At 40.8% G+C, this 7,191-nt stretch carries 6 protein-coding genes; 4 read left to right on the top strand and 2 right to left on the bottom strand.

Annotated elements, in window-relative coordinates; translation table 11 throughout:
• A partial coding sequence (locus SINDD18_RS01680; protein ID WP_061862864.1) for a DEAD/DEAH box helicase occupies nt 1-1,380 on the bottom strand: 1,380 nt, incomplete at its 3' end.
• 339 nt (nt 1,381-1,719) lie between these two features.
• Between SINDD18_RS01680 and SINDD18_RS01675 the strand changes: the two genes are divergently transcribed.
• The 4 genes from SINDD18_RS01675 (at nt 1,720) to SINDD18_RS01660 (ending at nt 6,455) form a co-directional block, all read left to right on the top strand.
• A complete protein-coding gene (locus tag SINDD18_RS01675) occupies nt 1,720-3,036 on the top strand; it encodes an FAD-containing oxidoreductase (protein ID WP_061862863.1) in 1,317 nt (438 codons plus the stop codon).
• A gap of 95 nt (nt 3,037-3,131) precedes the next feature.
• On the top strand, nt 3,132-4,475 hold the full coding sequence (gene murT / locus SINDD18_RS01670) for a lipid II isoglutaminyl synthase subunit MurT (RefSeq protein ID WP_061862862.1): 1,344 nt from the start codon (nt 3,132-3,134) through the stop codon (nt 4,473-4,475).
• Complete coding sequence (gatD, locus tag SINDD18_RS01665) at nt 4,475-5,257, top strand: lipid II isoglutaminyl synthase subunit GatD (RefSeq protein WP_061862861.1); 783 nt, start codon at nt 4,475-4,477, stop codon at nt 5,255-5,257. The genes murT and gatD overlap by 1 nt, the downstream gene beginning before the upstream one ends.
• Before the next feature lie 115 nt (nt 5,258-5,372).
• The gene (locus tag SINDD18_RS01660) at nt 5,373-6,455 is read left to right on the top strand and encodes a M24 family metallopeptidase (RefSeq protein WP_061862860.1); all 1,083 of its coding nucleotides are present in this window, start codon (nt 5,373-5,375) and stop codon (nt 6,453-6,455) included.
• Between the two features lie 46 nt (nt 6,456-6,501).
• Here SINDD18_RS01660 and SINDD18_RS01655 read toward each other — a convergent pair whose 3' ends face one another.
• Nucleotides 6,502-7,044, bottom strand: a complete 543-nt coding sequence (locus SINDD18_RS01655) for a GNAT family N-acetyltransferase (protein WP_061862859.1) — start codon at nt 7,042-7,044, stop codon at nt 6,502-6,504.
• Nucleotides 7,045-7,191 lie beyond the last annotated feature (147 nt).

The following is a 7,191-nucleotide window of genomic DNA, read 5'->3' as shown; positions in this document are numbered from 1 at the left end:
ACGACCTCCCTTACCTTTCCCACCGAATCCATTACCTGAAGGTTTAAACGGCAGTGGTTTTTCACGTGCAATCTCAACTTCTGGAAGACTATCTGGATCCTGAACTGTTAAGCTAAGAATGTACATAGCCAATTCTTCAGGACTGAATTCAGCTGCTAATTTACGGGCATCTTTGCTAAATTTCTCGAAGTTTCCACGAATAGCTTCATCAGCAAAATCACGTTCAATTTTCTTAAGAGCTACTTGCTTCTTAGCTTGGAAGGCTTCTTCTGCACTTGCAGGTTTAAGACCTTTCATACGTTTCTTAGTCAAGTTCTCAATGATTTGTAGATAACCCATTTCATTAGGTGAAACGAAGGTAATAGACTGACCTGACTTACCTGCACGTCCTGTACGACCAATACGGTGAACATAACTCTCAGGGTCTTGTGGGATATCGTAGTTGTAGACATGAGTCACACCTGAAATATCCAAACCACGAGCAGCAACGTCTGTTGCAACTAAGACATCAAGGTTGCCATTTTTAAAATCACGAAGGACACGGAGGCGTTTGTTTTGGTCCAAATCTCCATGAATCCCTTCTGCACGGAAACCACGGATTTTAAGCCCACGAGTCAACTCATCCACACGACGTTTAGTACGACCGAAGACGATAGACAACTCAGGTTGATCAACATCCATGAGACGAGTCATGGTATCAAATTTTTCTTGTTCCTTAACGCGGATATAGTACTGGTCTACCAGTTCTGTTGTTAATTCTTTAGCAGCAATTTTCACATGCTCAGGTTCTTTCATGAACTGAACACCAATACGTTTGATAGCATCTGGCATAGTCGCTGAAAAGAGCAAGGTTTGACGATTTTCCGGTACACGAGAGATGATGGCTTCGATGTCTTCGAGGAATCCCATGTTGAGCATTTCATCTGCTTCGTCAAGGATGAGAGTTTCAATGTCCTGTAATTTCAAAGCCTTGCGTTTAATGAGGTCAAGAAGTCGTCCTGGTGTTCCTACTACGATATGAGCCCCTGATTTAAGAGCCTTGATTTGTTTTTCAATACTTGAACCACCATAAACAGAACGAACTTTTACACCCTTGCTTCGACCAAAGCGGAAGAGTTCTTCCTGACTTTGAACAGCCAGTTCACGAGTTGGGGCAATCACCAAAGCTTGGATTGTTGCTTCTTCTGTACGAATTTTTTCAAGGGTTGGCAAGCCAAAGGCTGCAGTTTTCCCTGTACCAGTCTGTGCTTGACCGATAACATCTTTTCCCTCAAGAGCCAAAGGAATAGTTTGCTCTTGGATAGGACTTGCTTCTACAAATCCTGCTTTTTCAATTTCTGCCAATAAATCAGCAGAAAGGTTAAATTCATTAAATTTCACGTTATTCTTCTTTCTAAAGATGGTGCGAAGCCATCCTATAGCGCTTAGTTTATACTTTTCTTGTCATGACGTACTTTCATATCTTTTATGAAAGACCGTGTTGCTTCTTTTCCACAAAAGAAAAGTACTGCTTTCTTTGCAACTTATCTAGTATAACATAAGAGAGGGGCAAAAGATAGTCTAACCTCCCGATTAAATCATGTAAACGATTTTCTTTCGATTTGCTTCACTCAAAAAGTATTTGTTAGAGCATTCGGTTCCTAAAACTATTTTCCGTAGCAGATTTGTGCAAAAGTCTTTTTCTTGTGCTAGAATGAAAATCGAACAGGAGGAATAAAAATGTTAACATACGATTTAATTGTAATAGGATTTGGTAAGGCAGGTAAGACGCTTGCTGGAAAACTAGCTTCAGCTGGTAAAAAAGTTGCCCTTATCGAACGCAACAAGGCAATGTACGGCGGAACTTGTATCAACATCGGTTGTATCCCAACTAAAACCTTGTTAGTCGCTGCAGAAAAAGACTTGTCATTTGACGAGGTTATGACTACAAAAAATACAGTTACTACACGTCTCAATGGTAAAAACTATGCTACTATTGCTGGTACAGGCGTTGATATCATTGATGCTGAAGCTCACTTTGTTTCTAATAAAGTCATCGAAATCCAAGCTGGTGATGAAAAACAAGAACTAACTGCTGAAACAATCGTCATCAACACTGGTGCTGTTTCAAACGTATTGCCAATTCCAGGACTTGCTACAAGCAAGAATGTCTTTGACTCAACAGGCATCCAAAACTTAGACAAATTACCTGAAAAACTTGGTGTCCTTGGTGGCGGAAACATCGGCCTTGAATTTGCCGGTCTCTACAACAAACTTGGAAGCAAGGTTACAGTCCTAGATGTCTTGGATACATTCCTACCTCGTGCAGAATCTTCTATCGCTGCTCTTGCTAAACAGTACATGGAAGAAGACGGAATCGAATTGCTTCAAAACATCCGTACTACTGAAATCAAAAATGATGGCGACCAAGTCCTTGTCGTAACTGAAAACGAAACTTATCGTTTCGATGCCCTTCTCTACGCAACTGGACGTAAACCAAATGTTGAACCTCTTCATCTCGAAAACACAGATATTGAACTAACTGAACGAGGCGCTATTAAAGTAGACAAACATTGTCAAACAAACGTTCCTGGTGTCTTTGCTGTTGGAGATGTCAACGGTGGCCTTCAGTTTACCTACATTTCATTAGATGACTTCCGTGTTGTTTATAGCTACCTCGCTGGTGATGGCAGCTACACACTCGAAGATCGTCTCACTGTACCAAATACTCTTTTCATCACACCTGCACTTTCACAAGTTGGTTTGACTGAAAGTCAAGCAGCTGATTTGAAACTTCCATATGCTGTTAAGGAAATCCCTGTTGCAGCAATGCCTCGTGGTCACGTAAATGGAGATCTTCGTGGAGCCTTTAAAGCTGTTGTTAATACTGAAACCAAAGAAATTCTCGGTGCTACTATCTTCTCTGAAGGTTCTCAAGAAATCATCAATATCATCACTGTTGCAATGGACAACAAGATTCCATACACTTACTTCACAAAACAAATCTTCACTCACCCAACCTTGGCTGAGAACTTGAATGACTTGTTTGCGATTTAATAGATTTAATAATAGAAAGCAGCCCTCCTTGGGCTGTTTTTCTTTTTCTAAAATCTCAAATCTGTCTTTTTCAGCTTTTATGATATAATAGAAACATGAAATTAAAAACTACTTTGGGCCTTCTTGCTGGGCGTTCTTCTCACTTTATTTTGAGTCGTCTTGGACGTGGAAGCACGCTGCCTGGAAAACTCGCCCTTCAATTTGATAAAGATATTTTACAACATTTAGCGAAGAACTATGAGATTGTTGTGGTAACTGGTACCAATGGAAAAACCTTGACGACCGCTCTCACTGTCGGTATCCTAAAGGAAATTTATGGTCAAGTTTTAACTAATCCAAGTGGTGCCAACATGATTACCGGGATTACGACTACCTTCTTGACAGCCAAATCTTCAAAAACTGGCAAGAACATCGCTGTCCTTGAAATCGACGAAGCTAGTCTCTCACGTATCTGTGACTACATCCAGCCTAGTCTTTTCGTCATCACCAATATCTTCCGCGACCAGATGGACCGCTACGGTGAGATTTATACGACCTACAACATGATTTTGGACGCTATTCGAAAAGTTCCTACTGCTACTGTTCTGCTGAACGGTGATAGTCCGCTTTTCTACAAACCTGCAATTCCAAATCCTGTTCAATATTTTGGTTTTGATTTGGAAAAAGGTCCAGCAAAGCTTGCTCACTACAATACTGAAGGTATTCTCTGCCCAGACTGTCAAAGTATTTTGAAATATGAGCTCAACACTTATGCCAATTTGGGAGCTTATATTTGTGAAAATTGTGGATGTAAAAGACCTGACTTGGACTACCGTCTAACAGAATTGGTTGAGTTGACCAACAATCGTTCTCGCTTTGTTATCGACGGTCAGGAATATGGTATTCAAATCGGTGGTCTCTACAACATCTATAACGCTCTCGCTGCGGTAGCCATTGCTCGTTACCTTGGTGCTGATTCTCAACTGATTAAGCAAGGATTTGATAAGAGTCGAGCTGTTTTTGGACGCCAAGAAACCTTCCATATCGGTGACAAGGAATGTACACTGGTTCTCATCAAGAATCCTGTAGGTGCTACACAAGCCATTGAAATGATTAAACTCGCTCCTTATCCATTTAGTCTTTCTGTTCTCCTCAATGCCAACTATGCTGACGGGATTGATACCAGCTGGATTTGGGATGCTGATTTTGAACAAATTACTGACATGGATATCCCAGAAATCAACGCCGGTGGCGTTCGTCATTCTGAAATTGCTCGTCGTCTTCGAGTGACTGGCTACCCAGCTGATAAAATCACTGAAACAAGTAGTCTGGAACAAGTTCTTAAAACGATTGAAGCCCAAGACTGCAAGCACGCTTATATCCTTGCGACTTATACGGCCATGCTGGAATTCCGAGAATTACTAGCCAATCGTCAACTTGTTAGAAAGGAGATGAACTAATGGTTTATACTTCACTTTCCTCAAAAGACGGCAATTATCCTTACCAACTAAATATTGCCCACCTCTATGGGAATCTCATGAACACCTACGGAGATAATGGGAATATCCTCATGCTCAAGTACGTCGCTGAAAAGCTAGGGGCACATGTAACAGTTGATATCGTTTCTCTCCACGATGAGTTCGATGAACATCACTACGATATTGCCTTTTTCGGTGGTGGCCAAGACTTTGAACAAAGTATCATTGCTGGTGATCTACCCGATAAAAAAGATAATATTGATAACTTTATCCAAAATGATGGTGTCGTTCTTGCTATCTGTGGTGGCTTCCAGCTATTAGGCCAATACTATATTGAAGCTTCTGGAAGACGTATCGAAGGTCTCGGTGTCATGGGACATTACACACTCAACCAAACCAATAACCGATTCATTGGTGACATTAAAATTCATAACAAAGAATTCGATGAAACCTACTATGGTTTTGAAAACCACCAAGGCCGCACCTTCCTCTCAGATGACCAAAAACCATTAGGGCAGGTTGTTTACGGAAATGGCAACAACGAAGAAAAGGTCGGTGAAGGTGTTCACTATAAAAATGTTTTCGGTTCTTATTTCCACGGACCTATTTTATCCCGTAATGCAAATCTAGCCTACCGTTTGGTCACTACTGCCCTCAAGAAAAAATATGGTCAGGACATTGTCCTTCCAGCTTATGAAGATATCCTTAGCCAAGAAATTGCTGAAGAATACAGCGATGTGAAAAGTAAGGCAGAATTCAACTAATCTTTCTATTCCAACATGCTATTAGCTGTTGGAATTTTTTTGTAGTCTTTTCCCCTTCTCCCTTGCAATTTCTCCTAAATTTTGCAAAAATAGAGGGGTAGAAAGAAGGTAGCATATGTCTAAATTACAACAAATCTTAACTTATCTTGAATCAGAAAAGCTAGACGTCGCTGTCGTATCTGACCCCGTCACAATTAATTACCTCACTGGTTTTTACAGTGATCCACACGAACGTCAAATGTTCCTTTTTGTCCTTGGAAACCAAGAACCACTTCTCTTTGTGCCAGCCCTTGAGGTTGAACGTGCGACTAGCACTGTCTCTTTCCCAGTAGTTGGCTACGTGGACTCTGAAAACCCTTGGAAGAAAATTCAAAATGCCTTGCCACAGCTTGATTTCAAACGTGTAGCAGTTGAGTTTGACAATCTCATCTTGACTAAATACCACGGTTTGAAAACTGTCTTTGAAACTGCTGAGTTTGATAACTTGACTCCATTGATCCAACGTATGCGCTTGATTAAATCAGCTGACGAAGTGCAAAAGATGATGGTTGCAGGTGTTTACGCCGACAAGTCTGTTAAAGTTGGTTTTGACAATATCTCTCTTGATAATACGGAAACTGATATCATTGCGCAAATCGACTTTGCTATGAAACGTGAAGGCTACGAAATGAGCTTTGATACTATGGTCTTGACAGGAGATAATGCTGCAAATCCGCATGGTATCCCTGGGGCCAACAAGGTTGAAAATAATGCTCTTCTCCTCTTTGACCTTGGTGTTATGGTCAATGGTTACGCATCAGATATGACTCGTACAGTCGCTGTTGGTAAACCAGACCAATTCAAGAAAGATATTTACAACTTGACTCTAGAAGCTCAACAAGCTGCACTTGACTTTATCAAACCTGGTGTGACGGCCCATGAAGTAGACCGCGCAGCTCGTGAAGTGATTGAAAAAGCTGGCTACGGTGAGTACTTCAACCACCGTCTCGGGCACGGTATCGGTATGGACGTCCACGAATTCCCATCTATCATGGAAGGAAACGACATGGTTATCGAAGAAGGCATGTGCTTCTCAGTTGAGCCTGGTATCTACATCCCTGGTAAAGTCGGTGTCCGTATCGAAGATTGCGGTGTTGTTACCAAAGACGGTTTTGACCTCTTCACAAGCACCAGCAAAGACTTGCTTTATTTTGATTAAAAAGTATATTATAAAAAATAAGATGGAAAAGTTATTCTTTTCCATCTTATTTTTTGATTTGATAATAAATTTTATCAGCGATATAACCTTTTCGTTCAACTGCATTTGGAATCGTCTTCCAAAAAGTCATACCCGCCTTTTCCATAACACGACCAGATACTGGATTTAAACTTGCATAGCAAGCATCAACCTCTTTAAATCCAATCTCATCTAGACAGTATGATAAAACTGCCTTCAAGGCTTCTGTCATGAGTCCTCGTCCCCAGTAGTCCATCCCTAAGATATATCCAATCTCACAGCTAGATTTTTCTTCATCCACACTGACCAGACTAATATCTCCAATGACATAGTATGGATTTTCTTTGAGACTAATGGCCCATTTGTAATAGTTAGGATTGTCGTAGGATGCTACCCAATTGCCAATAGAGTTTCGAGTCTGTTCGACATTCAGGTGTGGATTCCAAGTAACATAGGTTAGATTATCTAGACGAGAAGCCCAATTCTCAAACATGGCTTGAGCATCACCTTCCACAAATCTCCTCAGTATCAATCGTTCAGTTTCTATTGGTTGTGTACCTAGTGCTTTCATGATGCTAATTCTCTTTCTATTTTATGGATGGGCTCAAACTTGTATTAACCTATCTCAGTCTCCTATTTCAAGTTATAAAGTGAAAAAGGTCCTCCGGACCTTCTTCGCTTTTGTATTTCTAGGTGAGAGGGTAAAAATACTTTACTC

Origin of the sequence: Streptococcus infantis (assembly GCF_001579645.1) — a bacterium.
In the GTDB taxonomy this organism is placed as follows: domain Bacteria; phylum Bacillota; class Bacilli; order Lactobacillales; family Streptococcaceae; genus Streptococcus; species Streptococcus infantis_E.
This window is presented reverse-complemented; position numbering and strand designations above follow the sequence as displayed.

Bases quoted from the DNA above. Each gene is read 5' to 3' on its own strand.
- SINDD18_RS01675 (WP_061862863.1), top strand. From the start codon at position 1,720: ATGTTAACATACGATTTAATTGTAATAGGATTTGGTAAGGCAGGTAAG.
- murT (WP_061862862.1), top strand. From the start codon at position 3,132: ATGAAATTAAAAACTACTTTGGGCCTTCTTGCTGGGCGTTCTTCTCAC.
- gatD (WP_061862861.1), top strand. From the start codon at position 4,475: ATGGTTTATACTTCACTTTCCTCAAAAGACGGCAATTATCCTTACCAA.
- SINDD18_RS01660 (WP_061862860.1), top strand. From the start codon at position 5,373: ATGTCTAAATTACAACAAATCTTAACTTATCTTGAATCAGAAAAGCTA.
- SINDD18_RS01655 (WP_061862859.1), bottom strand. From the start codon at position 7,044: ATGAAAGCACTAGGTACACAACCAATAGAAACTGAACGATTGATACTG.